This window comes from Actinoplanes sp. NPDC051411, from assembly GCF_040682075.1.
In the GTDB taxonomy this organism is placed as follows: Bacteria; Actinomycetota; Actinomycetes; order Mycobacteriales; family Micromonosporaceae; genus Actinoplanes.
This window is the reverse complement of the sequence record NZ_JBFBAD010000138.1, coordinates 1-26456: the sequence shown is the minus strand read 5'-3', so window position 1 is coordinate 26456 and position 26456 is coordinate 1. Positions and strand designations below refer to the sequence as shown.

Sequence of the window (26456 nt, the reverse complement as noted above, 5' to 3'; positions counted from 1 at the left end):
GGGGGGTGGTCGCGCGCGGGGTGTGGTGGGTCAGGGGTGGGCGTCCGGGTTGGGCGGCGGGGCTGGGGCGGGGGTCGGGGTGGGGGGCGCCCCCCGCCCCCCGCCCCCCCCCCGCGCCGCCCCGACGGAGCGGGGCCTGGGTCTTTCACGCGCATCCCCAAGACGCTAGTCAACCCGTCCGGCGGCGTAAACCGGTGGCGGGGCGTTGATAGCCTCGGGTCGATCCGCCGCTGGAGGACGCGATGACCATCGAGACTCCCGACATCCTCGACCCGGACGGCGCCCAGGCCCATCTGCGGGACTGGAAGAGCCGGGTCGACCGGATGGCCGCCGACACCCAGGCGATGAGCGACCGCCTCGGGCGGCTCCGGGTGCACGGCACCGACGACAACGACCTGGTCGAAGTCACCATCGACACCAACGGCGGGTTGGTCGACATCCGGTTCACCGCGCGCATCCAGCGGGTGGCACCGGCCGTGGTCGAGCAGGCGGTGATGTCGGCGATGCGGTCGGCGCGGGCCTCGGCGGCGCGGCAGGCGCGGGAGATCATCGTCGAGACGATGGGTCCCGACTCGGTGGCGGCCCAGGCCATCGCCGCACGGATCGCCGGGCAGCTCAACCATGACTGACGGTTTCGCGGCCGACGCGGCCCAAATTCGGGCCCACGCGGCCAGGCTGGGAGCGGTCCAGGACCGGTTCGGTGCGATCAAGGGGGCGAGCTCGGCGATCAACGCCGACACCGCGGCGTACGGGATGTTGTGCGGCTGGATCTCGGCCATCCTGGAGCAGCGGCACGCCCGGCAGGATTCCCTTTTCGCGTACGTCGAGGAGAATCTGCGCCTCGCCGCTTCCGCGCTGACCGCGACCGGTGACGACTACGACCGTACGGACAGTGCGGCGGCCGGCCGGCTGCGCCAGGCCGGAGGCACGCCGTGACGACGTCGCCGCTGGTCGCCGCGGTCTCCTCGAACTATCGCACCAGCACCACCGGGGCGTCCTTGGCCGACAGCTTCCAGGGCGTCTACCAGTCGGTCAAAGGCGGCAGCTGGGTCGACGAGGCGCTGGCCGGCGGGTCGTTCGCGGTCGAGGCGACGGCGACGGCGCTCGACCCGCTCAGCGCGCTGCTGTCCAACGGGCTCGGCTGGGCGATGGAATACTTCCAGCCGCTGCGCGAGGTGCTCGACAAGCTGGCCGGCATCCCCGACCGGGTCGCCGCCCACGCCGCCACCTGGCAGAACATCTCCGGCGAACTCCAGTCGATGGCCACCGACCTGCAGGCCGGGCTCCAAGCCGACCTGCCCGACTGGCACGGCGCGGCCGCCGACACCTACCAGTCGCTGATGGCCAACAACGTCGACGCCCTGGACGGCCTGAGCGTGCTCGCCGCCACCATGTCCGCGTCCACCGCCGCCGCCGGCAACCTGGTCACGTTCACCCGCGACATCGTCCGCGACCTGATCGCCGACCTGGTCGCCCGGGTCATCGTCTGGGCCGGCGAATCCCTCCTGGTCGTCACGATCCCGATCGTGGCCGCCCAGATCGCGTCGGCGGTGGTCAAGTGGGCCGGCCGCATCCTGGGTTACACCAGCGCCCTCATCACCAGCCTCACCAACCTGAAAACCCTGCTCGAGGGCTGACGCGGCGATGCCGGGTCACGGGCGCACGCACGGCGCGGGTGGGGAAGAGCCCGAGGCTCCGCGCCTTCATCGGCATGTCGGGGGCGGCCAGAGTGTCCGCGCCAACGAGGACGCGCTGGCGGCCGTCGCCGAGTCCGGCCGGGCCGGCAACTCCGCGCGCCGGGTCACGGAGGCGGGCGGGGCGCCGGGGGGACGGCCCACGGGGACACCGACTCGAATCGGCCCGAAGGAGGACGCTGAGACGAAGCGCTCCCTGTATCGGGAGAACACCGGGGCCGAGGCGCTGGCCGGCCAAGGCTTTCAGGTGCGGCAGAACCCTTCCAAGGCCGAAGTCGCACAGGCCCGGCTGAACACCGGCGACACCGGCTCGGCGGAATCCGACCCGGACTACCTGGTCGAGGGGCGCGTATTCGACTGCTACTCGCCGAGCCCGGTCAAAAAGGTGCGCGGGGTCTGGTCCGAAGTGTGGGTGAAGGTCGTCACCCGGCGACAGACACAACGAGTAGTGATCAACATGGCTGATTGGCCGGGAGACCTGTCGGCGTTGAGGAAGCAATTCGCCGACTGGCCGATCCCGGGGCTCAAGGAAGCCAAGGCGATCACGCCGAGCGGCGATATCGTCCAGTTGGATCTCCACCCGGACAACTATTGAGGTCATGCGCGATGGCGATTGAGTATGGATTAACTCTGGCCGGAGACACCACCGCCGAGCAGGTGGCCGTGAGAGCTCTGCCGGTTCCGGTGCAGAGGCCGCCCGAAATCGCCCCGGTGCTCTCGGCCGACCTGCGGGAGAGCCACGGGTTCACTGTCACCCTGCTGGCGACGAAGCACGGCTACGTCGAGGCCGAGTCGGATGACGGCCTGTTCGAATGGGAGCCAGAAAGCTACGTCGCGGTCGGCTTTCGCATCGACAAGGACGCCGACCGCGAGTGGGCCATCGTCAACATGCTCACGATTGTCTGGCGGGTGCTGGCGACCGGAGATGAGGATGCGTCCCTGGTCCTCAACGGCGATCTGCTGGTGTTGAGCCGACTTGGTGGAGTGTTGGTCAAGCATCACCGGGACGACTGGTGGGCGAGCTATCCCGCATCGAACGCGGTCTTTCCCGATTAGTGGCTCAGTTCCCGTCGATCTGCAGTGGACGCTCGGCGAAGGGGCGGCAGACGCGTTCGATCAGATGCTGCCAGGCGTCGCCGAGCTGGGCCTCGGTGGTCGAGTTGTCGGCCAGGGCGTCGCCCGAGACGTAGAGCAGGAGCGGGCCGTCCAGGGCGGCGGTCAACTGCACGGCCAGGACGTCGGTGTTGAGGCCGGCCAGATCCATCTGCCTGAGCAGCATGCGGATGTGGATCAGGGAGACCGGCGTCTGGTCGGCGCCCGGGACCGGCCGCCGGCCGTCGAGCGCGAAGCGGGCCACGTCACGGTTCGCTATGAGCCAGCTGACGCGGGCCCGCCCGTACGCGATCAGGCGCGAGAGGGGCGCCGCGCCCGGGCCCACCGGGGGTGGCCCGGAGAGCAGCTGCTGCTGAAGGTCGCTTTCGGACTCGTCGAGCAGGGCCTGGAAGATGCCGGCTCGGGTGCCGAAGCGGCGGAAGACCGTGCCCTTGCCGAGGCCGGAACGCTCGGCGAGCGCGTCCATCGTCAGCTGCTCGGGGCACGACTCGGCCAGCATCTCGCGCGCCGTGGCCAGCAACTGCCTGCGGTTGCGGGCGGCGTCGGCGCGCTCCGGCCGGGGATTTCCCAGGATCAACGGCAGCCCGCTCATCGACCGATCATAACCGCGTGATCAGGCTGGTCGGGCCGGTCGAGGTGCCCGGTGCGGCCCGGCCCAGGCACCGGGCGAGGGGTCCTCGTCGAGTTCGCGGGCGAAGCCGTCGAGGAGCCAGGACAGGCCGCGCTCGAAGTTGTCGTCGCCGGCCGGGGCCGCGCCCATCACCGGCGCCAGGTGGGGGTAGTCGCCGCCCTCGATCAGGCGTCGCAGATAGGGCTCGAGGGCCTCGCCCTGGCCGCTGCGGGTCGCCTCGCGTTCGCGGGCCTCGCGCACCGCGAAGCCGGTGCCGTAGTCGGCGACCGCGGTGAGCAGGCGCCACTTCCAGGCCGGATCGGCGTCGAGGCCGGCCAGCGCGGCCACCGACTGGTCGCTGTGCCGCAGCATGTTGGGGCCGACCCGGCCGACCATCGAGCGCCGGGTGACCAGGTCGACCAGCCACGGGTGACGGCGCGCGGTCTGCCGCTCCTGACGGGCCAGGGCGAGCGTCGCCTCGCGCCAGCCGGACGGCAGGTCGGCCACCACGGTCTCGGTGGCAACCTCGTCGGCCATCAGGTCGAGCAGGTCTTCCTTGCGCTCGATGTAGGTGTAAAGGCTCATCGCCCGCGCCTGGAGGTCGGCCGCCACCCGCCGGATCGAGACCGCGTCGATGCCCTCAGCGTCGGCGATCGCGATCGCCGCGGCCACGATCGCCTCGCGGCTCAACGTGGTGCGCCGGCGGTTGTCCTCGCGGGCCCACACCGGGACCCGGCTTCCCTGCTCAGCCACGGCGTCACTTTACAGCGTAGCGAGAAGCGATACGGTGTACGGTGAACCGCTACAGCGTACGGGGAGGCGATGATGACGACGGCAACCCGGGAAGAAGCGGACCTCAGGAGGGTCTCGCTGGTGGTCGCGCTCGGCGCGATCATGACGGTGATCGACTCGACGATCGTGAACGTGGCGGTGCACGTGCTCGGCCGCGACCTCGGCACCTCGCTCGACACGATCCAGTGGGTACTGACCGGCTATCTGCTGGCGCTCTCGATGACGATCCCGATCACCGGCTGGGCGATCGGGCGGTTCGGCGGGCGCGCGGTGTGGTTGACGGCGTTGAGCCTGTTCATCGTGGGTTCGGTGCTGTGCGGGGCGGCCTGGTCGGCGGGCAGCCTGATCGTGTTCCGGGTGGTGCAGGGGGTCGGCGGCGGGCTGCTGATGCCGGCCGCCCAGACGATTCTGGCCCAGGCGGCGGGGCCGCGGCGGATGGCCAGGGCGATGGCCGTGGTGTCGATTCCGGGCATGCTCGCGCCGATGCTCGGGCCGGTTCTCGGCGGCCTCCTGCTCGACCATCTGTCGTGGCGCTGGATGTTCCTGATCAACGTGCCGGTCTGCGCGGCCGCGCTGATCATGGCGGTGCGCCTGCTGCCGGTGACAAAGCCCGAGACGAAGGAGAACGCCGGACTGGACGTTCTGGGCCTGATGCTGCTCTCCCCCGGGCTGGCGATCCTGATCTGGGGCCTGAGCGGCGGCGGCACCGCCGGCAAGGCCCTGGGGTTGCTGTTGCTCGCCGCGTTCGTCGGGCACGCGCTGCGGCGGCGCGAGCGGGCACTGGTCGACCTGCGGCTGTTCAAAGGGAGGGCCTATGCGACCGCGATCGGCGTGATTTTCTGCTATTCGATCGCGATGTTCGGGGCGCTGCTGCTCATTCCGCTCTACGCCCAGCAGGTGAGAGGCGGCGGCGTCCTCGAAGCGGGCCTTCTCGTCGCCCCGGTCGGGGCCGGCGCGATTCTGACGATGACGCAGGCGGGGCGGATCAGTGCGCGGTTCGGCACCCGGGGGCCCGGCATCACGGGCATTCTGCTGGTGGCCGGCGGCCTCCTCGCGTACACGCGAATGGGTGCGGGAACCGCCTGGCTGGTGCCCCTCGGGGCGGCTTTTGTCATGGGCCTCGGCCATGGCCTGGTGACGCCGCTGGTGATGGCCGGCGCCTATCGTGACCTGGCCAGGGACGCGATCCCGGGCGCCAGCGTGGCGGCGACGATCCTGGTCCGGCTCGGGTCGGCACTGGGGGCCGGCGTCTTCGCCGTCGTGCTTCAGGTGCTCGGCCGGCGGGAGGATCCGGCGACCGCCTTCGCGCACAGCTTCTGGTGGGCGCTCGGCATTGTCGCGCTGTCGCTGCTGCCCGCGCTGAGGATGCCATGAACACGCTCTCTCAGTTTCCGGGCCCGCGTGCCGATAGGGCGAAAGGCTCTCCTGAAGGATGAGGTCGCGGATGCCGGATGCCGACGTTGAAGTGCTCTACGAAAGCGCCCGCACGCGCATTGTGCGAATGCCGGGCGTCATCCGGAAGGAGCTTCGCGGTTCGGACGCCGCCGAACGCTGCCGCCGGGAGCAGGCGATCCTGGAGCGCCTCGGCGGCATCGAGGGCGTGCCCCGCCTCGCCGGGCAGCCGCCGACCGACACCGATCTGCTGCTGGTCGACGCCGGCCGCGAAAGCCTGGCCGAGCGGATCCGGTCCGGGGAGCCGGACATCGAGCGGATGCTCGGCATCGCCGTCCGGCTGGCGAAGATCGTCGGAGCCGTGCACGCGGCCGGCGTGGTGCACAAGGACATCAACCCGGCCAACGTGATCCTCGACGGCGACGAGCCGGTGCTGATCGACTTCGAGTTGTCGACCACCGCGGCCGAGGAACGGCCCGGCTTCACCCATCAGAACCAGGTCGTCGGCACTCTCGCATATCTCGCGCCGGAACAGACCGGCCGCACCGGCCGGGCGGTCGACCGGCGCTCCGACCTGTACGCCCTGGGCGCCACCCTGTTCGAGATGGTCACCGGCCGAGTGCCGTTCACCGGCACCGACCCGCTCCGCCTGCTGCACGACCACCTGGCCCGCCGCCCGGAACGCGTCACCGACCTCAACCCGGAATTCCCGCCGGTCCTCGCCGACATCATCGCGCGACTGCTCGAAAAGGAGCCCGACCGCCGCTACCAGAGCGCCGAGGGCTGCGCCCACGACCTCGCCCACGCCGGCGAGGCCACCCTCGAACTGGGCACCCGCGACTTCCCGTCCCGCCTCGTCGCGCCGTCCCGGCTGGTCGGCCGGGACGCCGAGATCGCCCGGCTGCGGGCCGCGTTCGACGACACCCTCTCCGGCCGGCTGCGCGGGCTGCTGATCAGCGGCCCGTCCGGGGTCGGCAAGACCGTGCTGATCAACGAGCTGCGCCAGGTCGTGACCGCGGCCGGCGGCTGGTTCGTGACCGGCAAGTTCGACCAGTACCGCCAGGACCCGACCTCGGACGCGGTCGCCGGGGCCCTGCGCGCGCTGGTCCGCTTGCTGCTCGGCGAGAGCGAGGCCGATCTCGTACGCCTGCGGGCCGCGCTGGCCCCCGCGCTCGGCACCAACGCCGGGCTGGTCGCGAGCATCATCCCCGAGCTCGGCCCGCTGCTGCAGGTCGAACCGGAGGAGCCGAGCGGCGACCAGGCCGAGATCCAGGGCCGGCTGTTCCAGGGTGCGCTGGCGATGATCCGGGTCGTGGTCTCGCCCGCCCGTCCGCTGGTCATGGTCGTCGACGACCTGCAGTGGGCGGCCGCGACGCCGATCGCGTTCCTGGAGGTGCTGCTGGCCGACGAAGGCCTGCCGGGCCTGTTCCTGATCGGGGCGTACCGGGAGGAGGAGGTCGACGCGGCGCATCCGCTCTCCGCGGTGCTGTCGCGCTGGCAGCGGCTCGACCCGCCGCCGGTCGAACTGTGCCTGCGCAACCTTCCCCCGGACGACCTGGCCACGCTGCTCGCGGAGACCCTGCGGATGCCGGCGGCCCGGGCGGCCGACCTGGCTACGGCCATCGCGGCCCGCACCGGAGGCAACCCGTTCGACACGGTCGAGCTCGTCAACGGGCTGCGCACGGGCGGGGTGCTGACCCCCTCCGACGAGGGGTGGAGCTGGGACACCCAGGCCGTACAGAACTGGGTCGGCGACCGTGACATCGGCGATCTGCTGATCGCCCGCCTGGCCCGCCTGCCGAGGCCGTCGCAACGGCTGCTCACGGTGATGGCCGCGCTGGGCGGGGAAACCGGACTCGGCCTGCTCGGCCTCGCCCTCGACGTCACCGACGCCGAGATCTCGGTGCTTCTGATGCCGGCTTTGGAAGACGGGCTGCTGGTGGTCAGCGAGGACGAGGTCCGCTTCCGGCACGACCGGGTCCAGCAGGCCGCGTACGCGTTGTTGCCCGCGCGAGCCCGCCGCCTCGTGCACCTGGTTCTGGCCGAGCGGCTCTCCGGCCGGCCCGAATACGCGGGAGTGGCCGCCCAGCAATATCTTCCGGCGGCCGACCTGGTCCGCGAACACGCCCGGCGGCACGACATCGCCGAGCTGTTCCGGGCGACCGCGGCCGGCCTACGCATGATCAACTACCCGGTGGCCGAGCAATATCTGGCCGCCGCCGTCGGCCTGTGCACCGACAGCGCGCTCCTCGACCGGCTGCTCATCGACCGGCATCGTGCGCTCTACAGCCTGGGCCGCCCGGGCGAAGCCGACGAGCTCTATCAACAGCTGGCCGCCCGGCTCGATCCCGTCGGGCTGGCCGAGCCGGGCGGCGTACAGATCGAGAGCCTGACCGTCCGCGGGCGGGCGGCCGACGCCCTCGCCCTGGGAATGGATCTTCTGTCCCGGCTCGGCGTGACCGTACGTCTCGACGACGTCCACATCGGACTCGATGACCTGCGCGACTGGGCCTCCTCCCTCGAGACCGCCGCAGACCTCGGCCGGCCGGACGCCTCCGAGCCGGCCACCGTCGCCGCCTGCCTGCTCGTCACCCGGATGATGCCGGCGGCGTTCTTCAGCGACCACACGGCGATGGTGCGGCTGATCGCAACCGCCCAGCAGATCTGGACGTCGCACGGCCCGTCGGCGGCGCTGGTCGTCCCGCTGGCCCACGCGGGCGTGGCGTCGGTGCTGTTCCGCGGCGACTACCGGACCGGATACCGGGTGCTGCGGCACGTCGAGGCGATCGGTGAGGCGCGGGGGTGGATTTCGGAGACCGCGGTCGCCCGGTTCCTCGCCTCGGTGAGCACGACGCACTGGTCGGAACCGGTCGAACACAGCGTCGACCTGGCCAAGAAGGCGCACGAGCAGTTGGTGCACAGTGGAGACCTGGCGTTCGCCTGCTTCACATCGCACACGACCGTGCCGGCCCTGCTGGACTGCGCGCCGACGCTGTCGGCTTTTCAGGCCGAGCTGACCCGGGCCACCGCTTTCACCGTCAAGGTGGGTAACGAGCAGAACGCCGCGATCATGGCGGCCTTCGACTCCCTGCAGCGAGCCCTGTCCGCGTCCAGTGCCGCCGACCCTCCTGGCCTCTCGGACTTTTTGGACAACCCGATGGCGGCCGCCTACCACCACATCACGAGCGGGCTCGTCGCCATGCTGTTCGGGGACGTCACCGCGCTGGTCGAGCACGCCTCGGGCATCTCCTCCTACCTGCCCTACATCGAAGGGAACTACTGCACGGCGACGGCCCACCTCGTGCAAGGCATGGCGCTGCTGTCCGCCCGCCGCTTCGACGAGGTCGACGAGATCCGGGAATGGCTGACCGCGCGGGCCGTCGACGCGCCGGCCAACTTCCGCCACCTGGCCCTGTTCCTCGACGCGGAACGCGCGTGGGCCGAAGGCGACCCGGCGGCCGGACCGACCTTCGACGCCGCCCTGCGCGAAGTCGCCCGCCGCCGGCGGCCATGGCAGCACGCGTTCATCGCCGAACGGGCGGCGCGGTACCACCTCGCCTCGGGCATGGAATACCTCGGCCAGCGGCTGCTGCGCGACGCCCAGGAACGGTGGAACGACTGGGGTGCCAACGCCAAAGTCGGCGCCCAGGAGCGGGAGTTCCCGTTCCTGCGGGCGACCCGGACGGCGGCGTTCGCGGCCAGCATCGGAGCGTCGACCAGCTTCGCGTCCGAGGCGGTCGACCTGATGGCGGTGGTCAAGGCGTCGCGGGCGCTCAGCTCGGAAACCAACCTCGGCCAGCTACGGCACCGGGTGGTCGAAATCCTGACCACACTCACCGGCGCGACCCGCGTGCACCTCCTGACCAGGGAGGACGGCGAAACCGACTGGAGCGACGGCCGCACGGTGATCAGCTCGGCGAGCGTGCCGCTGTCGATCGTCCGCTACGCCGAGCGGACCCGGGAACCACTGGTGCTCGACAACGCGGTCGACGATCCACGGTTCACCCAGGACCCGTACCTGGACGGGCTCGACATCTGCGCGGCGCTCGCCCTGACCGTGCAGTCCCACGGGGCGCCCCGCGCGATGCTCGTGCTCGAGAACCGGCTGTGGCGCGGCACGTTCACCGAGGACCGACTCGACGCGGTACGCATCATCGCCAGCCAACTCGTCGTGTCGATGGAGAACGCGGCCCTGTACGCGTCGCTCGAACAGAAGGTGACCGAGCGCACCGAACAACTGCGCCTGGCCAACGCCCAGCTGGAGATCCTCAGCGGCACCGACCCGCTGACCGGCATCGCCAACCGGCGCCGCCTCGACGTGGAAATGGAACTGGCCTGGCAGACCACGTTCGGCACCGACTCCACCCTCGCCATCGCCATGATCGACATCGACCACTTCAAGCTCTACAACGACCGGCTCGGCCACGCGGCGGGTGACGGCTGCCTGCGCACGGTCGCCCGCACGATCGCCCGCATGGTGCCCGACTCGGGGCTGGTCGCCCGCTACGGCGGCGAAGAGTTCACGGTCGTGCTGCCGGGCGCCGACCGCGCGGCCGCAGTCGAGATCGCCGAACGGATCCAGCGGGCGGTGCACGCCCTGAACCAGCCCCACCCGGCGGCCCCGGGCGGGCTGGTCACGGTCAGCATCGGCGTGGCATGCGAGGTGCCGGGGGCCGGACGCACGGTCGCCGACCTCACCGCGGACGCCGACGCGGCCCTCTACGAGGCAAAGGAAAACGGCCGCAACCAGGTCCGCTGCTGCGGCGGCCTGGTCACCCCGGCCGGCACGTCCTGATCGCACCGACCTTGGTTCGTCGGGGGCCCGGCGCGTTCCCGGCTCTGCGGCCAGCGCGTCGGCGGCCAGCCCGCCCCCGTGGCGGTCCAGCCGCCGGTCGGTCGGCCGCCGGTCGGCCCGGCTGGCCGTCGGCCCGGCTGGGGTCGGCCCGGCTGGCGGGTGGCCGCCCCGGGTTGGTTCGGCTTGGAGATCGCCCGCTCGGCCGCCCCCGACTCGGTGATGGGCGCTCGGCCACCGCCGGAGGGACCTCGGAGCCGGAACTCCCTTCCAGGCACCGATTCTCGGTGTCGAGAAGGACCCTTAGCGGCCGTAGGCGCCGACGTCGCTGCCGTCGCGAGCGAGCTCGGCCCCGGCCCGGTGATGGACGCTCGGCCGCCCCGGCTCGGTGATGGACGCTCGCCCAGACCCGGCGCTCGTGGATGGGCGCTCGGCCGGCCCAGGCTTGAGCGCTCGCCCACCCCCGGCTTGCGGATGGGCGCTCGGCCGGCCACCAGCCTGCGGATGAGCGCTCGGTCAGCTCGGCTTGCGGACGATCACCAGGCGGCCGAACGGGGTGTCTCCCATCCGGTCGAGCACGAAGCCAGCGTCGGTCGCCTCGGCGGTCAGAGCCTCCGCGCTGCGGGCGAACGGCACACCCCAGCCAGTGAAGACCAGCTCGCGGAGCGCGAACGCGGCCCGCTCGGCCGGGTCGTCCGGCTGGCGCTCCATCTCCTGCATGGCCAGCGGCGCTCCCGGCTTGAGCGCTCGGAAAATCGCCGCCAGGGTGTCGGCTCGCACCGGCTCGGGGAAGAACGGCTGCGCCCAGAACGCGGAGTCGAACGCGTCTTCGTCCGGCAGGTCGCGGGCGTCCATGCAGCGGATCTCCACCCGGTCGGACACGCCGAGTTCCTTGGCCCGGCGCTCCGCCTCGGCCGCGACCGGGGCCACCAGTTCGACGCCCACGCCGCGCATGGTCGGGTAGGTGCGCGCGCAGGTCAGCAGGAAACCGGCCACCCCGCAGCCGACATCGATGTAACGGCCGTTGGGCAGCAGCCCGGCGAACTCGGGCAACGCCTCGAGCAACTGGCCGAACAGGCCGATCGCCGTCTGGGTCGGTCGCAGGCCGTAGGCGTCGGCGACGACCAGGGCGTCGCTCTCGTCGGGGGCGGGCAACGGCCCCTCGACGGCCTGCGCGACCACCCGGCGCATCATGCGGGCCTCGGCGAGCAGATCACCCATCGAGAACGGCGCGTCGGGCGACATCGTCGCCGCGTAGGCCGGAGCGAGCCGGAACTCGTTGTCCTTCGACTCGACGACCCCGATTCCGGCGAGCGCCTCCAGCACCGCGCGGGTCCGCTCGACCGGCAAGCCGCTGAATCCGGCCAGCGCCGCCACGTCGCGTGACTCGGCAAGGAAGTCGATCCAGCCGTGCTCGTGCGCCGCGCCCAGCAGAGACACCGCCTGCGCCCCGGCCGACCACTCCTTGATCTGGTTCGTGTCCATCGATCCTCCCCGTGTCGTCACTCGATTAGACGTCTGGCCGCGGCCAGAGTTCAGCCCGTCGTCGTCATGCCAGGTCGTGTTGTGGAACCTGGCCGAGGGATCGTCGCCAGCCGCCAAACCGCCGTCGCTTGTCGACCGCCCAATCTATCGATCACCTCCTCAACCGGAGATATCCGGCGGTGAGCGCCACGACGGTCCACCCGAGCACCACCAGCAGGCCCTGTAACGGTGTCAGGCCACGGGCGCCGACCGCCATGATCTGAAGACCGGCCTGGTCGGGCAGGAACCGGGCCGCCTCGCTGACGCCCGGTAGGCGACTCAGGATCGGGCCGATGATGAAGAACAGCGGGATCAGGATGCCCAGAGTCAGGGCCGAATTGCGCAGCAGCGCACCGACACCGGCCGACAGGGCGCAGACGAGGGTGAGATAGACAGCCGCGCCGACTATCGCCCGGGGCACTCCGGGCGTGCCGATCGAGACGCCGTACGGTCCGAGGCCGGCCTGGTTGACCGGCCACGAAACGACGGCGGTGGCTAAGGCCACGACCAGGGCGGTGCCGCCGCCGACGAGCAGCTTTCCGGCGTACGCCCGGAAGCGCCGCGGAATCGCGGCGATGGTGGCCCGGATGGTGCCACTGCTGTATTCGGTGGTGACCAGCAGCGCGCCGAACGCGATGAGGGCCAGTTGGCCGTAGAGCAACCCGACGAAGCCGGAATAGACCGGGTCGAAGTCGGGGCGGACCATCGCCGCGTTGCCGCTCTGATAGGCCTGGCGCACCGAGAAGCCACTGGCCGCGGCCAGCCCGACACTGATGACGAAGGTGAGCACCAGCAACCACACCGTGGATCGGATCGTGCGCAGCTTGGTCCACTCCGCTCGCAGGACCGCGGTCATCGCGTGAGCCGCAGATAGGCGTCTTCCAGGGACGAGCCGTCGCTCACGAACCCGGCGAGCGGGGTGTCGGCGAGCAGCCGGCCGTGGCCGATCACGATCAGGTGGTCGGCGGTGATCGCCATCTCGCTCATCAGATGGCTCGCGACAAGGATTGTGCGGCCCTGGGCGGCGAGGGCCCTCAGGAAGTCGCGCAGCCATCGCACGCCCTCCGGGTCGAGGCCGTTGACCGGTTCGTCGAGCAGCAGGACCGGCGGGTCGCCGAGCAGCGCCGCGGCGAGGCCGAGCCGCTGGTGCATGCCGAGCGAGAAGCCCTTGACCCGGCGCCCGGCCACGCCATCGAGGCCGACCATGCGTAGGACCTCGCGCACCCGTTCGAGGCCGATCCGGTTGCTCTGGGCGAGCCACTGCAGGTGATGATAGGCAGTGCGGCCGCGATGGACGGCGGTCGCCTCGAGCAGCGCGCCGACGTGGGTCAGCGGGTCGCGGAACCGGTGATAGGGCCTGCCGTCGATGAGGATCTCACCCGCGGTCGGACGGTCGAGGTCGAGCATCATGCGCATCGTGGTCGACTTGCCGGCGCCGTTGGGGCCGAGGAACCCGGTGACCTGGCCCGGTCGGACCGTGAAGGACAGCCCGTCGACCGCCCGGACCGCACCGTAACGTTTGGACACGCCTTGCACCTGAATCATGGCGACCAGGCTTCCGGGACGGGATCGGGGGCGCATCGGCCCGTGGTCCGAGAAATTCGCTCCTCCCTGGGTAGGACGAGCTTTCGGCTCGCGCTGGCTACGGTGGGCTCGTGTTGCGCCGGAAGCATCTGATCGCGCTTGACTCCCTGGCCGCCGCGCTCGCGACCGTCGTGTTCCTCTCGATCGCGATCGCCGGCCGCCAGGGCGTCGCGGCGTGCCTGCTCGCGGCCGCTTCCGGCCTTCCGATCGCGGCCTTCCGCCTGTGGCCACGCGCGATCTGCGGCGTGGTGCTGGCCGCCTCCCTGGCCTGGGGCGTGCTCGACCTGGTGCGCGCCCCGGTCTTCGCCACGGCCTATGCGATGTTCCACCTCTCGGCCCTCACCCCGCGCCCCCGCAAGGTCCGTCTCGTCACGGCCGCGCTGGTCAGCCTCGGAGCGCTCGGGGCGCTGACGCTCGCCGGCACACCACGCGACGCACCGGGCTGGTGGGCCGGCCGACCGCAGCTGATCGCCCTGTTCCTGCTCACGCTGGCCGGCGGCTGGACGATCGGGCAGATCGTGCGCGACCGCCGCATCTGGGCCGCGCGGGCGGCCGAGCAGGCGGCCGAGCGCGCGGTCGCCGAGGAGCGCCTGCGGATCGCCCGCGAGCTGCACGACAGCGTGGCCCACAGCATGGGCGTCATCGCGATCAAGGCCGCGGTCGCGGTGCATGTCGCCGAGAAGCGGCCCGAGGAGTTGCGCGACGCGTTGCAGGCCATCGAGACGACCAGCAAGGGCGCACTGGCCGAGATGCGGCACCTGCTCGACGTGCTGCGCACCGGAGAGGGCGACGAGACCGCGCCTCCCGGCATGGCCGCGCTACCGACGCTGGCCCGGCAGGTCACCGCGGCCGGCGTCGTCGTCGAGCTGGTCGTGTCGGACGCCGAGCGGCTGCCTCCGACGTTGGAGCTGCCGGTCTTCCGGATCGTCCAGGAGGCGTTGACCAACGTGGTGAAGCACGCCGCGCCGACCCGCTGCTCGGTCACCGTGGCCGCCGAGAAGGCCGGGGTGCGGGTCGAAGTCTGCGACGAGGGGCCGCCCGCCTGCGTCTCGCGATCGGCCGGCCCCGGTGGGCACGGCCTCGTCGGCATGCGCGAGCGCATCGCCGCCTACGGCGGCACATTCGACGCGGGGCCACGGCCGGAGGGCGGCTTCCGGGTCAGCGCGCTTATCCCGTACGCCCGGGAGCCCGCGTGATCCGGGTCGTGGTGGCCGACGACCAGGCCCTGTTGCGTGGCAGTTTCCGGGTGTTGTTGGAGACCGCCGGGATGCAGGTGGTCGGCGAGGCCTGCACCGGAGTCGAGGCGGTCGACGTGACCCAACGGGAGCGGCCCGACGTCGTGCTCATGGACGTGCGCATGCCCGAGATGGACGGCATCGAGGCGACCCGCCGGATCTGCTCGTCCCCCGTCGGCGCGCGCATCCTGATCCTGACCATGTTCAATCTCGACGCCTACGTCTTCGCCGCGTTGCGGGCCGGGGCCTCCGGTTTCATGCTCAAGGACACCGCGCCAGGCGAGCTGCTGCGGGCGGTCGAGGTGGTCGCCGCCGGAGACGCCCTGCTCGCGCCGAGCGTGACCCGGCGGCTGATCGACGAGTTCGCCCAGCTGCCCACGGCCGAGACGGTGCCGGTGGAGCTGTCCGGGCTGACCGTCCGCGAACGGGAGGTGCTGGTGCTGATCGCTCGCGGCCTGACCAACGCCGAGCTGTGCGACCGTCTCCACGTCGGCCCGACCACGGTGAAGACCCACATCGGACACCTGCTGACCAAGGTCGGTGTGCAGACCAGGGCCCAGTTGGTGATGGTCGCCTACGAGTCGGGGCTGGTCGAGCGGCGACGCTAGGGAGTTCGGCGACCGCGACGTGGCACATCGCGTCAGCGCCGCCGGGAAGGCGGAATCGGGACTCGGCCGCTGACTCGCGGCGGGGCACGCGGTGCGCGACTGGGCATTTGCCGAGCCACACGAGTGGGCGCTCATCTACGGCGGCCGGTCCCTAGGCATCGGGCCGCCGATGAGACGATCGGCCGGCCGTGCCTCGTCGAGGTCCAGTGTCCCGTCGGCTTTGATCACATCCGGGTCGGGCCGGCCGAACGAGTAGTCGATTCCCGTGGCCGTGGACGCCCTGGCCCCGGCTGCCCGGGCGATCATCCTGATTGGACGGTCGCTACTTGGCGGCGCCTGGCACGACGGCCGGCTCGCGCTCGGCGAGGTTGGCGCTTCAACGTCGGAGCCTTCGAGTTCGGCTTTCGGTCTTTCGTGCCGGTTGTTCTCGGCCCATCCGGTGGAAGATCTCGGAGCCTCCGCGAAGTAGTGCCTCCACCGGCGTTACTGCAGCGCGATTCTCTACAACGCCCCCTGATGGATAAGAATCGGGCGCCGCTCACTCTCGTCTTCACCAGGCCGGCGCCATTGACCACATTGGACGAAGAGACGTTGTTCACCAACCCGCGCAGTCTGGGCGGACCGCGGACCGCGGGCCCGGATCGGCGAGGTGCCGGAGTCCCGGGCGCGGTTCCTGTGAAGTGTCGGGGCTGATTTCGAGGTGGTGGCGTCCGGCCGCCGACTGCCTTCAGCTGCGTCGACGACCCGTTCGCGCCCGCTGTTGAACCTGCGTGCGTGAGACTTCCGCGTCGGCCGGGCGGGCGTTTCTGCGCCCGAGACGAAGCGTTCCCATCGCGGGCCGCGCGGCTACACGAGGTGCTGACGTGGGCCGCTGATCGACCGGAGGACCAATCCGCGCCATCGCCGGCCGGCTGTTCTCGATAGGAGAGGCATTCCGTTTGCCCGGAGGAATCATGCGAATCGATTTACCGGGCCGTCGTCCGCATTCTACGATCGGTTCTTCATCGTTCGGAGAGCGGCGAATCCGCCCAATGATCGCGCCTCTCGCTCTCAATCCGGTTCAATTGGCGGCCAGGATCGGACCATTTGAGGAACTCGATGAGAACAACCGTCCGCGCCGGCTCATCGAGCGGGACATCCTGGTGACCCATCGCAGCGGCTACTCGCTGAGCCTCGGCGCCGGCAGCACCGACTCATCACCGAGGGCACCGGGCGTCCACGGACGGCGAACAACGCATGGCGAACTGCCCGGTGTGACCCTCGACCTGTCGCGGGGGTCGACCCCTGCCGAGCATCGAGGTAGGCGCGCTCCAGGACACCCGGGAGGCCGCGCGGAGCAGCCGGATCGACCGCGACAGGCATCTGCGCTGCACCGCGGAATCGGCGGTGAGCTGCGGATATTCCGCCTGCACCCGATCATCGAACGGTTGTCCGGCCGAGTCGACGGCAGCGAATCCGCACGATGCTCACCGTCGAGCCAGACGCGCGCCTGCGGTAGGAAGATTTTGTTGCGCGGTCAACATTCCGACACGCCTACGTCGCGGGTAGCCGTATCGTATCCACCACCATGGAGGTCTCGACTGACAACGTTGCCACCTGGCTCACCTTCAGCGGAAGGAGGTCATGTTGGTATCCACCCCAGTGAAGATATTGCTCGCCGAAGATGTTCACATGATCCGCGGCGCGCTGGTCGCGCTGTTGCATTTACAGCCCGATTTCGAGGTCGTGGTCGAACTGTCGCGGGGTGACAAGATTCTCGCCGCGGCCCTGACCCATCAACCGCAGGTCGCCATCATCGACGCCGATCTGCCGGGCCTCGACGGGTTGAGCGCGGCCCGTCAATTGCATGAACAGGTGCCGACCTGCCGCACGCTCATTCTCACCGGAGTCGAGCGACCCGGAATGCTGCAACGGAGCATCGAGGCCGGGGTCACCGGCTTCATCCTCAAGGGATCGCCGCCGGCCACCCTGGCGACGGCGGTACGCGAGGTGGCGGCCGGGCGCCGGGTGGTCGATTCGCAGATCGCGCTGGCCGCACTCAATCAGCGCGACGTCAGCCCGTTGTCGCCGCGCGAGGCCGAGATCCTCACCAAGACGGCTCACGGCCACTCGGCGGGCGAGATCGCGTCGATGCTGCATCTGTCGATCGGGACCGTCCGCAACAATCTGACCGCCATCACCGCCAAGTTGAACGCGCGCACCCGGGTCGATGCCGTTCGCATCGCCCGGGACGCGGGGTGGATCTGATCTGTTGACTCAGAGGGCCGCGGCGCGTCGCCCGGGAGGCCGCGGAAGCCGATGAGGCCGTCGGGCAGGCAAGCCCGACGAAGACGAAGAGTGCGGCGATGCCGGCGTGCAACGTGGTGTTGAGCGCGCCCAGGTGACCGGTCGTGGCGAGATCGCCGGACCGACCGCGCCATCCACTCGGCTGAAGGCACCCAGGACTGATGCGGGCCCTCGACGGCATCCTGCCCCCGGACTTTCCGATCTTCACCCTGGCTGGGCGGGGCAAGACGCCGGAGGCACAGCAGGCTCGACAGGGCAAGACGCCGGAGGCGCGGCAGGCTGAGCACGGCGGCGCCTGGGCGGCCGCCAGGGCCCCCTCGCCGCGGTGCCCGCTCGGTCAGCCTCCCGTACGCGGCCGGGCAGCTGAACACCCAGGCGCGGATCGCCTAATGGTTAATCACCTCACAAGCGTTGACAAGCGTCGAGAAATCTTGCACCGTTCTAATGGCAGGAACGACGATAACCATTAGCTCAAGGATGTGTGCCATGACTGGATTCACCCCCGTAGACCCGGCCACCGCCACCGGCCCGGCGGCCGAGGTGCTGGCCGAGACGAAGAAGGCGATGGGGTCCACGCCGAACATGGCCAAGGTGATGGCGATCAATCCGGCCGTGCTCAAGGGCTACCTGGCGCTCTCCGGCGCCCTCGGCGGCGGCGTGCTTCCCCCGGCGGTCCGCGAGCGGCTGGCCATCGCCACCGCCGAGTACAACCGGTGTGAATACTGCCTGTCCGCCCACACGTTCATCGGCGGCCGGGTCGCCAAGCTGGACGACGCCGAGCTTGCCCTCGCCCGCGACGGCAAGTCGGGCGATCAGCACGCCGCGGCGCTGCTGGCCCTGTCGGACGCGATCATGCGGGGCCGCGGCACCGTCGACGACGCCGTGCTGGAGGCCGCCCGGGGCGCCGGTGTCAGCGATGCCGAGATCGCCGAGGTGATCGCGCACATCGCGCTGAACGTCCTCACCAACTACTTCAACATCCTCACCGGCGTCGACAACGACTTCCCGGTCGTCACCCCGCACGCGCACGCGGCCTGACGCATCCCCGCTCCCTCGCCGCCGCGGCACGACCGGCCCGGCCGCGAGGGAGCTGACGCGCTGATCGCCGTCGACCCCGGTCAACCGCGTCGCGCGGGCGGCGACTGCTTACCGCGTACGGAAAAAGGGGGCCGATGTGGCCCCCTCCCCGACCGACAATCAGTCGGTGATGACGACGACGCCGGAAGGCGCGTCGAGTGCCTCGACCGTCCGCTCGGCCGCGCGGTCGATCTGGACCCGCGGGTCCGCCGGGATCTGGTCCTCGTTGTAGGTTCCCGGGCCGTAGAACTGGCCGTAGCTCAGAACCACGCCGCCCTCGGCGAGCACCGACCGCTCCAATTCGGTCACCGCTCGCGCGTCCGGTCCGTCGGGCAGCTGCCACGCCACCGACTGCGCCAGGAGTTTGGCCGACCCGCTTCGGCGGGCCGCGGCGATCAGGTTGCGGTTTCCTTCCGTACGGATGCGGGCGTTGCGTTCCGCGTGGGCGCCGATGTTCGTCACGTCGTCGGGCAGATCGGTGAGCTCGTTGAGGATCACGTCGGGCGCGAAGTCGGCGACCGCCCGGATCAGGGCGTCCCGGTCGAAGACGTCGCAGAGGATCGGTTCGGCGCCGAGGTGGCGCAGCAGTTCGGTCTTGCCGGCCGAGCGGGTCATGCCTCCGACGACGTAACCTTCCTTGACCAGCAACGGAATCAGCCGCTGGCCGAGCACACCGGACGCCCCGGCCAGGAACACGCGACGGTTCATCTGCGTACCTTCCTTTCTGATGTTTCGTTTCCCCAGGCGCCTCTGGGCGCCCAGGCTGATGAGGGCCAGAACTACGACGACCGCGCTGTACCAGCCGACGGTCGGCACGACGCCGAGCGAGTCGGTGAGGGCTCCGGCGACGACCACGGGCACGCCCAGCCCGAGGTAGGAGACGACGTAGATTCCGGCGACCACTCCGGCGCGCTGATGCGCGTCGGCCAGCGGGATGACCAGGCCCAGCGCGGCCGTGAACGCGGCGCCGAAGCCGAGGCCAGCGACCGCCTGCCCGGCGAACATCGCGACCAGGTGGCCGGAGGCGGCGCCGCCGATGATGCCGAGCGACCCGGCGATCGACGCGTAGATGCCGATGCTCATCGCCGTTCGCGGCCGGACCCGGGCGAACGACAGTCCGACGATCACCGAGACCGCGGGCGCGATGAACCCGGCGAGGCCGTCGAGCAGGCCGCTGTCCCGGTGGAACACGGTCTGGACCATGCTCGGGGCCAGCCCCCCGGAGAGCCCGGCGAGCATCCAGACCGCGGCGACCACGGGTGCCGCGGCGAAGAACTCGGCCCGGGCCGCGGGTGGGATCGCGACGTCGGGGATCAGCGCCCGGAGCGCGCCCGGGCGGGGGCTGATCGTCTCGGGCGCGGCGAGGATCGCGAGTGCACCGGCCACGGTCAGCACGCTGAGTGTGACGAACGCGATCGTGTTGGCATGTGCCGTGAGCTGGATGCCCAGGCCGGCGAGCAGGGAGCCGAGGGCCAGGCCGCCGGTGAGCCCGACGCTGCCGAGGATCGGGCCGAGCCCTTTGCGGCGGGCCGGCGAGAGCTCGACCAGCACCGCGGTGAAGGCCGCCGTCGCGGCGCCGCTGACCACGCCCTGCACGACCCGGCCCGCGATGACCCAGCCGACGTCGGAGGCGAAGAGGAACATCAGGTTCGACACGAGCTGGACGGCGAGCGAGCCGATCAGGACCGGCCGCCGGCCCAGATGGTCGGAGAGTGACCCGAGGGTGAGTGCGGCGGCGAGGAAGCCGATCGCGTACGCCGCGAACGCCACCGTGAGCAGCACCGGCGCGAAGTCCCACTGCCGCCGGTAGACCACCAGCAGCGGGGTCAGGGCACCCGCCGCGAGATAGAGGCTGTTGAACGCGAGGGCCGCGCCGGCCAGGGACTTTGTCGTCATGCCAACGACGCTACGAGCCGAATGGCATGGAGGTAGAGTCCACTTCTATGCCGGAATCGCAGACCAATTCCGGTGCCGACCTGCACCTCGTGCTGAGCGGCACCGGGCTGCGCGCCGGGCTCACCGATGCGCTGCGCGACGCCGTACGCTCGGGGCGCCTGACGCCGGGCAGCCGCCTGCCCGCCTCCCGCGCCCTCGCCGCCGACCTCGGGGTCTCCCGAAGCACCGTGACCGAAAGCTACGCCGAACTGGTGGCCGAGGGCTGGCTGACGGCCCGGCAGGGCTCCGGCACCCGGGTGGCGCGCCGGGCCACCGCCGCCGTTCAGCCGCCGCGCCGGCCAACGCCCAGGCCGGCGGAGGCTCTGATGCCCGGTGCGTCAGACTTCGCGTCGTTCCCGCGGGCGCCCTGGCTGGCCGCCGCCCGCCGCGCCCTCGACTCGGCACCACACGGCGCCTTCGGCTACGGCGATCCCCTCGGCCGGCCGGAGCTCCGCACCGCCCTGGCCGACTACCTCTCCCGGGTGCGGGGCGTCTCGTCCGACCCCGGCCGCATCGTCATCTGCTCCGGATTCCACCATGGACTGTCGCTGATCGCCCACGCCCTCAAGGCCCGGGGCGGCCGGGCGGTGGCCGTCGAGGCGTACGGTCTCGACCTCTATCGGGCACTGCTGGCCGACGCCGGCCTGGAAGTCCCGCTGATTCCGGTCGACGAACACGGGGCACGCGTCGGCGAGCTGCGCGACGTCGCGGCCGTACTGCTGACGCCCGCGCATCAGTTCCCGACCGGGTTCGCCCTCTCCGCCGAACGGCGTGCGGCCGTACTCGACTGGGCCCGCACCACCGGCGGGCTGATCCTGGAGGACGACTACGACGGGGAGTTCCGCTACGACCGCAAGCCGGTCGGCGCCCTGCAGGGCCTCGACCCGGACCGGGTCGTGTATTTCGGCACCGCGAGCAAATCCATCGCTCCGGCCCTGCGCGTGGCCTGGATGGTGACGCCCGGACCCCTCCTCCCGGACGTCGCGGCGGCCAAGGGACGCGTCGAGACGGTCAGCGTGCTCGACCAGCTCACCCTGGCCGAGTTCATCACCTCGGGCGCGTTCGACCGGCACGTACGCGGCCGCCGGCAGACCTACCGGCGGCGGCGCGAACAGCTGATCGCCGCCCTGGGCCGCGCCGCCCCCGAGGTCCGGGTGACCGGCATGGCGGCCGGTCTGCAGGCGGTCCTCGAACTCCCACCGGGAACCGAGGAGCCGGCGCTGCGGGCCGCGGCCCGGCGAGGGCTGAAAATCAGCAGCCTCGCCGAGTTCCGCCATGACGCGATGTCTGATCGAGACGCCCTGGTCGTCAACTTCTCGGCCGTCTCGGACAGCGCCTGGGACGGCACTCTCGACGCCCTCGCCGAGGTGCTGCGGGCGACTCACACCACATCCGTCTAGCGGCCGCGCCCGGAGACAACCTGGGTGTGCGCCGGGCCGGCCAGCCACCGGCATCCAGGTCGCCTCCGGCGGTCACGGGCAGTCGCGGCCGAGCGGGTCCAGAATTTGCTTCCGGCCTCCGCCGCCCGCTGGATCGCCGCGCCCCGGTCGGCATCGGGCGTGGCGGTGAGAACGGTCGGCTGCCACCGGATCTCGGTGACGTCGGTGATCCCGGCGAAGCGATGCCAGTCGCTGAAGTAGCTGGCATGGAAGTCAGCTCCGAACGCCAGCGGCACCCCCGGCGAATACACGCCACTGGTGTAGATGACCGCGGACTTCTTGCCGTGGATCAGACCGGTGTAACCCTCGGTGGGGGTGAATCCGAAAACCCAGCCGGGCTGGGTGATCACGTCGATCCACTGCTTGAGGACGTACGGGATCCCCGAGTTCCACATCGGAACCGCGAACAGGTACGCGTCGGCGGCGGCGAACTGGTCGAACACGACCCGGGCCGCGTCCCATGCGCCCTGCTGGTCAGCGCCCGGCGCTTCTACGACCGCAACCACACCGGCTAGCCGTTCTGGCGGGTCCGCTCGTGATGGCGGCGCGCTTTGAGGCGGTTGCCGCAGACCGCCATCGAGCACCAGCGGGCGCTGTTGGTCTTGCTGCGATCGAGCAGGAACAGCGTGCATTCGTCGTTGGCGCACGGGCGCAACCGGCCGGGCCGCGTGACGTGGAGCCGCACGAGAGCCAGCGCGGCGGGCACGAGCACCGCGCGCCCTCCGGTGAGGTCGCCGCCCCCGTCGAGGCCGAGCGTCCAGATCAGATCGTCGCCGGCGAAGCCGGGACGCGACACGACGCCGTCGAGCATGACGGTCAGGGCCGCCGGGGTCTGCTGTCCGCGGGCGACCGCCTGAAGGAGGTCGCGGCCGCCGCGCAGCATCTCGCGGTCGGCGACCGGCACGTCCAGGTCGTGCTCGGCGAGCCACGCCTGGGCCGAGTCGTCCTCGTCGAACGGGTCGAGTCGCACGCCATCGCTCGTCGGCGCGCTGTTGAGGAGGGCCAGCAGAACCGCCTCGTCACGTTCAGCCATCAATCTAACCCCCTATAGCCGGTTGACAGGTTAACACGAAGCCTGTTCAATCTAACTGTCAAAACACTCTTAGGGGGTTAGGCATGACCGGGATCCATCACCGGTACGCGACGGTCAACGGCCGCAGGCTCTTCTACCGGGAGGCCGGCGACCCGGGAAAGCCGGCGTTCGTGCTGCTGCACGGCTTCCCGACCAGTTCGTTCATGTTCCGCACACTGATACCGCTGCTGGCCGACGACTTTCACGTGATCGCGCCCGACCATCTCGGATTCGGCCTGTCCGACGGGCCCACGGTCGACGAGTTCACCTACACCTTCGACGCGCTCACCGACCTCACCGCCGGGCTGCTCGCCCAGCTCGGGGTCGACCGGTACGCGCTCTACGTCCAGGACTACGGCGCCCCGATCGGCTGGCGGCTGGCGCTGCGTGACCCGGCCGCGGTCACCGCGATCGTCACGCAGAACGGCAACGCCTACGAGGCCGGCTTCGTCGAGAGCTTCTGGTCCGGCGTCTTCGCCTACCAGCAGGACCCCAACGAGACCACCGAGGCCGGAGCCCGGCAGGCCCTGACCATGGAGGCGATCCGCTGGCAGTACCTGACCGGCACCCCGGACGAGACCCTGATCGACCCGAGCACCTGGGAGCACGACTACGCGCTGGTCTCGCGCCCGGGCAACGACCTGGTCCAGCTGGCGCTGTTCTCCGACTACGCCACCAACGTGCCGCTCTACCCGAGCGTGCACAAATACTTCCGCGAGTCGCAGGTGCCGCTGCTCGCGGTCTGGGGCCGCGGCGACGAGATCTTCGGCCCGGACGGCGCGCACGCCTTCGCCGACGACCTGCCCCTCGCCCGGATCCACCTGCTCGACGGCGGCCACTTCCTCCTCGAGTCGGCCGTCGACCAGGTGGCCGCACTGATCCGGCCTTTCCTCCAGCAAGCCGCGGAGTCATCCAGCTCAAGGTGAGTTCCCCGATGTGGGCGACCGCGTCGTGGCGGGCGGGGATGGAGCAACGCCGGGCCCGCGAATCAGGGCGTCCACGATTTCCGCGAGGTCGTCGGGGCCACGGGTGGCCGCCATGTGCTGGGCCATCCGGCGTGCGGCCTGCCGGTATCGGTCGTCGTTGAGGACCGCGCGAACGTGCCGGCGTACGGCCGCGGGCCGGGGATTCGCGGACCTGATCCGGCGTCCGACACCGGACCAGGCGATGCGGGCGATGACCTCGGGCTTGTCCTCGTGCCGCCCGGCGGCCACGATCGGCACGCCGTGGCGCAGGGCTTGTTGCACACCGCCGTAGCCACCGTTGGTGACGTACACATCAGTTTTGGGGAGAAGCTCGTCGTACGGAAGGTATTCCGCCGCGCGGGCATTGGCCGGCAGCGGCGGCAGGGTGGTCAGGGGCCGGCCGCCCGTCGCCACCACGATCAGGACGTCTTCGTCGGCGAGCGCGTCGAGCGCCGGCCCGACGAGTTGGCCGAAGTCGCGGTTGGCCAGGGTGCCCTGGGTGAGATGGACGACGGGTCGTGAACCGTCGAGTTCGGGCCACCACGGGGGAAGCGGTGCCGGCGCGGCGGCGGACCAGATCGGTCCGACGAAGTGCAGGCCGGCGGGGGCGTCGGACCGCGGGTACTCGAACTGCGGCACGGTGAACTGCCCGATCGCGTCGGCATGCCGTGGCCAGTCGAGCACCGCGAACGGGATCGGACGGCCGTGCAACCGACGGAAGATCTGGTCGGCGATCCGCTGCGGCGCGGCGAACACCATCCGGCCGGTGAGCAGGGTGAGCGTGGCGTTGCGCAGCCGACCGGCCGGGCCGCGCAGCGGGGTCAGCCCCATGCCGAAGGGCGCGGCGTCCCGGCTGGCCATCGGCAGCGGGCAGATGCCGCACATGACCACCGGCGGCCTGGTTCCGGCTGGATGTCCGAGGAGGAACGCGCCTCCGATGAAGGCCGGATCGGTCAGCACCGCGTCGGCCGGCTCAGCGGCGTGCGCTGCCCTCAGACTCCGGTATTGGGCCAGGCCGGGGCGCACGAAGATGTGCTCGATGTCGTGAGCGACGGCCCCGGTGCCCTTGCGCCCGGCGCGTTCGGGATAGGTCTCGTTCCAATCCTGCCGGTCGTCGAAGTCGGCCTCGGCCGGAAGGGCCAGATATTCGGCCCCGGTCGCCGCGACGACTCCGGCGAACCGCGACCCGGTGAGGAACCGCACCCGGTCGCCCCGCCGAACGAAGTGCCGCGCCACCGGAAGCAGCGGCATGACATGGCCGTGAATGGGCACGGCCGCGATCAGGACAGACGACATGAGTGACCCCCGGAAGGCGTACGCCGCTGTGATCAGCTAAGTTCGCTACCGTAGGCAAGTATTCATCTGTATGGGATGGTAGTCAATATGCCGGCTGAGGGACGCGTGTACCGGTCGGAACTGCGGCAGCGCCAGGCGGCCGAGACCAGGCGACGAGTCGTCGCGGCCGCGGGCGACGTGTTCAGCCGGAACGGCTACCAGGCCGCGACGTTCGCGCAGATCGCCGAGCGGGCCGGCGTGTCGATCGAAACGGTGCGCGGCCACGGCCCCAAATCGGCCCTCATGTGGGCCGCCGTAGAGGTGGCGACGTTCGGCGTCGAGGGCGACATCGACCTGTTCGCCACCGACGTCGGCCAGGCACTCACCGAGCTGCGTGACCCGGACGGCTTCGCCGCGTTCCTCGGAACGACCATGCTGGCGATAAACGAACCGGTGGCCGGCGTCTGGACCGCGGTCACCGGTGCGGCCCACGGCGACGCGGAACTGCGGGGCCACCTTCTCGACCGGCTCGCCGGCATCCGCAGGCAGGTCGAACAGGCGCTGCGCCTGGTCGCCGACCGTGGCTGGCTACGCACCGACGTCCCCTTCGACGACCTCGTCGAGGCGTGCTGCGTCATCACCAGCGTCGAGAGCTACGTCCGGTTCGTCCACCTCGACGGCCGATCACCCCAGCAGTACACGGAGTTCATCGTCCGGGCGGCCCACGACACCCTCCTCAAACGATGATCCGCCGCGATCAGTCCTTCAAAAGCTGGCGCGCCATCACGATGCGCTGGACCTGGTTGGTGCCCTCGTAGATCTGGGTGATTTTGGCGTCGCGCATCATGCGCTCGACCGGGTAGTCACGGGTGTAGCCGTAGCCGCCGAGCAGCTGGACCGCATCGGTCGTGATTTCCATCGCGGCATCCGAGGCGAAGCACTTGGCGGCGGCGCCGAAGTAGGTCAGATCGGCGTCGCCGCGTTCGCTCTTGGCCGCCGCGGCGTAGGTCAGCTGGCGGGCCGCCTCGAGCTTCATGCCCATGTCGGCCAGCATGAACTGAAT

At 70.8% G+C, this 26456-nt stretch carries 23 protein-coding genes and 1 pseudogene; 14 read left to right on the top strand and 10 right to left on the bottom strand.

What is annotated here, in order from left to right:
- Positions 1–242 precede the first annotated feature (242 nt).
- From AB0M88_RS44530 to AB0M88_RS44510, 5 genes are all read left to right on the top strand, one after another.
- Positions 243–629, top strand: coding sequence for a YbaB/EbfC family nucleoid-associated protein (locus tag AB0M88_RS44530; RefSeq protein WP_364112766.1), 387 nt, complete (start codon positions 243–245; stop codon positions 627–629).
- The gene (locus tag AB0M88_RS44525) at positions 622–936 is read left to right on the top strand and encodes a hypothetical protein (protein WP_364112764.1); all 315 of its coding nucleotides are present in this window, start codon (positions 622–624) and stop codon (positions 934–936) included. Before AB0M88_RS44530 ends, AB0M88_RS44525 begins: the two co-directional genes overlap by 8 nt.
- Positions 933–1637, top strand: coding sequence for a WXG100 family type VII secretion target (locus tag AB0M88_RS44520; protein WP_364112762.1), 705 nt, complete (start codon positions 933–935; stop codon positions 1635–1637). Before AB0M88_RS44525 ends, AB0M88_RS44520 begins: the two co-directional genes overlap by 4 nt.
- Before the next feature lie 217 nt (positions 1638–1854).
- Complete coding sequence (locus AB0M88_RS44515; RefSeq protein WP_364112768.1) at positions 1855–2289, top strand: hypothetical protein; 435 nt, start codon at positions 1855–1857, stop codon at positions 2287–2289.
- 11 nt (positions 2290–2300) lie between these two features.
- Entirely contained in the window at positions 2301–2750 is a 450-nt protein-coding gene (locus AB0M88_RS44510) for a SitI3 family protein (RefSeq protein WP_364112760.1), read from the top strand.
- A 4-nt stretch (positions 2751–2754) separates the two neighbouring features.
- On the opposite strand, the gene AB0M88_RS44505 is transcribed toward AB0M88_RS44510, so the two are convergent.
- Together AB0M88_RS44505 and AB0M88_RS44500 are read right to left on the bottom strand one after the other, a co-directional pair.
- The gene (locus AB0M88_RS44505) at positions 2755–3399 is read right to left on the bottom strand and encodes a TetR/AcrR family transcriptional regulator (RefSeq protein WP_364112758.1); all 645 of its coding nucleotides are present in this window, start codon (positions 3397–3399) and stop codon (positions 2755–2757) included.
- Between the two features lie 21 nt (positions 3400–3420).
- A complete protein-coding gene (locus AB0M88_RS44500) occupies positions 3421–4170 on the bottom strand; it encodes a TetR/AcrR family transcriptional regulator C-terminal domain-containing protein (protein ID WP_364112756.1) in 750 nt (249 codons plus the stop codon).
- Between the two features lie 72 nt (positions 4171–4242).
- Between AB0M88_RS44500 and AB0M88_RS44495 the strand changes: the two genes are divergently transcribed.
- Positions 4243–5583: a DHA2 family efflux MFS transporter permease subunit gene (locus AB0M88_RS44495; RefSeq protein ID WP_364112754.1), complete on the top strand. Its 1341-nt coding sequence runs from the start codon at positions 4243–4245 to the stop codon at positions 5581–5583.
- Between the two features lie 70 nt (positions 5584–5653).
- The gene (locus tag AB0M88_RS44490; protein ID WP_364112752.1) at positions 5654–10396 is read left to right on the top strand and encodes a diguanylate cyclase; all 4743 of its coding nucleotides are present in this window, start codon (positions 5654–5656) and stop codon (positions 10394–10396) included.
- Positions 10397–10909: 513 nt separating this feature from the next.
- Here AB0M88_RS44490 and AB0M88_RS44485 read toward each other — a convergent pair.
- From AB0M88_RS44485 to AB0M88_RS44475, 3 genes and pseudogenes are all read right to left on the bottom strand, one after another.
- A complete protein-coding gene (locus AB0M88_RS44485; protein WP_364112750.1) occupies positions 10910–11878 on the bottom strand; it encodes a class I SAM-dependent methyltransferase in 969 nt (322 codons plus the stop codon).
- A gap of 151 nt (positions 11879–12029) precedes the next feature.
- Positions 12030–12773: an ABC transporter permease subunit gene (locus AB0M88_RS44480; protein ID WP_364112748.1), complete on the bottom strand. Its 744-nt coding sequence runs from the start codon at positions 12771–12773 to the stop codon at positions 12030–12032.
- 59 nt (positions 12774–12832) lie between these two features.
- Positions 12833–13462, bottom strand: a pseudogene (locus AB0M88_RS44475) (ATP-binding cassette domain-containing protein); the annotation flags it as partial.
- 110 nt (positions 13463–13572) lie between these two features.
- On the opposite strand from AB0M88_RS44475, the gene AB0M88_RS44470 reads away from it, so the two are divergent.
- The 4 genes from AB0M88_RS44470 to AB0M88_RS44455 all read left to right on the top strand — a co-directional run bounded on the left by AB0M88_RS44470 (position 13573) and on the right by AB0M88_RS44455 (position 18668).
- Positions 13573–14697 carry a sensor histidine kinase gene (locus AB0M88_RS44470; protein WP_364112746.1) on the top strand — a complete coding sequence of 375 codons (1125 nt, stop codon included), beginning with the start codon at positions 13573–13575 and terminating at the stop codon, positions 14695–14697.
- Positions 14694–15344 carry a response regulator transcription factor gene (locus AB0M88_RS44465; RefSeq protein ID WP_364112744.1) on the top strand — a complete coding sequence of 217 codons (651 nt, stop codon included), beginning with the start codon at positions 14694–14696 and terminating at the stop codon, positions 15342–15344. The genes AB0M88_RS44470 and AB0M88_RS44465 overlap by 4 nt, the downstream gene beginning before the upstream one ends.
- Positions 15345–16967: 1623 nt before the next feature.
- Positions 16968–17591: a response regulator transcription factor gene (locus AB0M88_RS44460; protein ID WP_364112742.1), complete on the top strand. Its 624-nt coding sequence runs from the start codon at positions 16968–16970 to the stop codon at positions 17589–17591.
- A 525-nt stretch (positions 17592–18116) separates the two neighbouring features.
- Entirely contained in the window at positions 18117–18668 is a 552-nt protein-coding gene (locus AB0M88_RS44455; RefSeq protein ID WP_364112740.1) for a carboxymuconolactone decarboxylase family protein, read from the top strand.
- 159 nt (positions 18669–18827) lie between these two features.
- Here AB0M88_RS44455 and AB0M88_RS44450 read toward each other — a convergent pair whose 3' ends face one another.
- Positions 18828–20603, bottom strand: a complete 1776-nt coding sequence (locus AB0M88_RS44450; protein ID WP_364112738.1) for an MFS transporter — start codon at positions 20601–20603, stop codon at positions 18828–18830.
- Positions 20604–20650: 47 nt separating this feature from the next.
- On the opposite strand from AB0M88_RS44450, the gene AB0M88_RS44445 reads away from it, so the two are divergent.
- Positions 20651–22042: a PLP-dependent aminotransferase family protein gene (locus AB0M88_RS44445; protein WP_364112736.1), complete on the top strand. Its 1392-nt coding sequence runs from the start codon at positions 20651–20653 to the stop codon at positions 22040–22042.
- Here the strand turns inward: AB0M88_RS44445 and AB0M88_RS44440 are convergent.
- Positions 22039–22587, bottom strand: coding sequence for an NAD(P)H-dependent oxidoreductase (locus AB0M88_RS44440; protein ID WP_364112734.1), 549 nt, complete (start codon positions 22585–22587; stop codon positions 22039–22041). The two genes, AB0M88_RS44445 and AB0M88_RS44440, sit on opposite strands and share 4 nt — an antisense overlap.
- A gap of 5 nt (positions 22588–22592) precedes the next feature.
- Positions 22593–23114: a CGNR zinc finger domain-containing protein gene (locus AB0M88_RS44435; protein WP_364112732.1), complete on the bottom strand. Its 522-nt coding sequence runs from the start codon at positions 23112–23114 to the stop codon at positions 22593–22595.
- Positions 23115–23197: 83 nt separating this feature from the next.
- Here AB0M88_RS44435 and AB0M88_RS44430 point away from each other — a divergent pair, with 83 nt between their 5' ends.
- Positions 23198–24079 carry an alpha/beta hydrolase gene (locus AB0M88_RS44430; RefSeq protein ID WP_364112730.1) on the top strand — a complete coding sequence of 294 codons (882 nt, stop codon included), beginning with the start codon at positions 23198–23200 and terminating at the stop codon, positions 24077–24079.
- Here AB0M88_RS44430 and AB0M88_RS44425 read toward each other — a convergent pair.
- Entirely contained in the window at positions 24071–25414 is a 1344-nt protein-coding gene (locus tag AB0M88_RS44425) for a nucleotide disphospho-sugar-binding domain-containing protein (RefSeq protein ID WP_364112728.1), read from the bottom strand. The two genes, AB0M88_RS44430 and AB0M88_RS44425, sit on opposite strands and share 9 nt — an antisense overlap.
- 87 nt (positions 25415–25501) lie before the next feature.
- Here AB0M88_RS44425 and AB0M88_RS44420 point away from each other — a divergent pair, with 87 nt between their 5' ends.
- A complete protein-coding gene (locus AB0M88_RS44420; RefSeq protein WP_364112726.1) occupies positions 25502–26140 on the top strand; it encodes a TetR/AcrR family transcriptional regulator in 639 nt (212 codons plus the stop codon).
- 10 nt (positions 26141–26150) lie between these two features.
- On the opposite strand, the gene AB0M88_RS44415 is transcribed toward AB0M88_RS44420, so the two are convergent.
- On the bottom strand, positions 26151–26456 hold a 306-nt coding region (locus tag AB0M88_RS44415; protein ID WP_364112724.1), incomplete at its 5' end, for an acyl-CoA dehydrogenase family protein.

Bases quoted from the DNA above. Each gene is read 5' to 3' on its own strand.
- AB0M88_RS44530 (WP_364112766.1), top strand. From the start codon at position 243: ATGACCATCGAGACTCCCGACATCCTCGACCCGGACGGCGCCCAGGCC.
- AB0M88_RS44525 (WP_364112764.1), top strand. From the start codon at position 622: ATGACTGACGGTTTCGCGGCCGACGCGGCCCAAATTCGGGCCCACGCG.
- AB0M88_RS44510 (WP_364112760.1), top strand. From the start codon at position 2,301: ATGGCGATTGAGTATGGATTAACTCTGGCCGGAGACACCACCGCCGAG.
- AB0M88_RS44505 (WP_364112758.1), bottom strand. From the start codon at position 3,399: ATGAGCGGGCTGCCGTTGATCCTGGGAAATCCCCGGCCGGAGCGCGCC.
- AB0M88_RS44495 (WP_364112754.1), top strand. From the start codon at position 4,243: ATGACGACGGCAACCCGGGAAGAAGCGGACCTCAGGAGGGTCTCGCTG.
- AB0M88_RS44490 (WP_364112752.1), top strand. From the start codon at position 5,654: ATGCCGGATGCCGACGTTGAAGTGCTCTACGAAAGCGCCCGCACGCGC.
- AB0M88_RS44485 (WP_364112750.1), bottom strand. From the start codon at position 11,878: ATGGACACGAACCAGATCAAGGAGTGGTCGGCCGGGGCGCAGGCGGTG.
- AB0M88_RS44480 (WP_364112748.1), bottom strand. From the start codon at position 12,773: ATGACCGCGGTCCTGCGAGCGGAGTGGACCAAGCTGCGCACGATCCGA.
- AB0M88_RS44460 (WP_364112742.1), top strand. From the start codon at position 16,968: ATGTTGGTATCCACCCCAGTGAAGATATTGCTCGCCGAAGATGTTCAC.
- AB0M88_RS44455 (WP_364112740.1), top strand. From the start codon at position 18,117: ATGACTGGATTCACCCCCGTAGACCCGGCCACCGCCACCGGCCCGGCG.
- AB0M88_RS44450 (WP_364112738.1), bottom strand. From the start codon at position 20,603: ATGACGACAAAGTCCCTGGCCGGCGCGGCCCTCGCGTTCAACAGCCTC.
- AB0M88_RS44445 (WP_364112736.1), top strand. From the start codon at position 20,651: ATGCCGGAATCGCAGACCAATTCCGGTGCCGACCTGCACCTCGTGCTG.
- AB0M88_RS44435 (WP_364112732.1), bottom strand. From the start codon at position 23,114: ATGGCTGAACGTGACGAGGCGGTTCTGCTGGCCCTCCTCAACAGCGCG.
- AB0M88_RS44430 (WP_364112730.1), top strand. From the start codon at position 23,198: ATGACCGGGATCCATCACCGGTACGCGACGGTCAACGGCCGCAGGCTC.
- AB0M88_RS44425 (WP_364112728.1), bottom strand. From the start codon at position 25,414: ATGTCGTCTGTCCTGATCGCGGCCGTGCCCATTCACGGCCATGTCATG.
- AB0M88_RS44420 (WP_364112726.1), top strand. From the start codon at position 25,502: ATGCCGGCTGAGGGACGCGTGTACCGGTCGGAACTGCGGCAGCGCCAG.